This window comes from Paraburkholderia ginsengiterrae, assembly GCF_001645125.1.
GTDB lineage: Bacteria > Pseudomonadota > Gammaproteobacteria > Burkholderiales > Burkholderiaceae > Paraburkholderia > Paraburkholderia ginsengiterrae.
Window position 1 is genome coordinate 1 of sequence record NZ_LXKA01000025.1, and the last position, 748, is coordinate 748.

The window sequence follows — 748 nt, forward strand, 5'->3', positions numbered from 1 at the left end:
GCACAGCGGTCGTTTGCTGCTGGCCCTGCTGACCGGTTGTTGGCCTAAGCCGACGTTTGACTGTCGGCACTTGTAGGGAAGCTTCGGGTTGCTTCTTTGCCGTTCGGACCAGCGCCTCACCCCATGCCAGTTTTCGCTGCCAGCTGATGCGAAGTCTCCACCCGCTGCCGCTTCGACAGAAGCTTTCGAAGTAAAACCAATGGGATAAGACAGCCGTGGACGTGGGCGGCCAGTGGACTTTCACCGTCGGGCAGACGCGATCGGCCTACATCTCGGAACGAGCACCCACCACTTTGGCGAATGGCGCCGATGGGCCACTCAGATCAGCGAAGTTTCAGCGCGATCTTTCCCGCGCGCTGGTACACCCAGCGCATCATATACGGCGAGCAGATTCAGCTGTCGCCGCGTGAACCAACCAAAGTGCCATCGAATGGCCGCACTTGCAGCGAAGGCGAAGTATATGGCGCAGCTCAGCGCCACGAACCCATCCGCTTCAATTGCCATCTCGACGCCGCCGCGGGGGTCAGTCAGCCCGCAATACGTCCAGATGCCAGCGGCAAGTGCCGCGAATGCAAGCACCTTGCATGACTCCCGTACTCGACTGCCCTTCCAGACGCGAGGAATCCGCGGCAGGTCGCCGACGGCCTGGAGACGAACATTTTTATTGCTTTGCCCTGGCAATGCCATGACCGCGAAGGCGACGTACACCCGCTTGCTCCGCGGCTCGTGAACGCCATAGACGACATGT

1 protein-coding gene is annotated in these 748 nt (G+C 60.6%); it reads right to left on the bottom strand.

Annotation, left to right across the window (positions count from 1 at the left end):
• Positions 1-318: 318 nt before the first annotated feature.
• On the bottom strand, positions 319-748 hold a 430-nt coding region (locus tag A6V37_RS02065; protein WP_207547704.1), incomplete at its 5' end, for a hypothetical protein.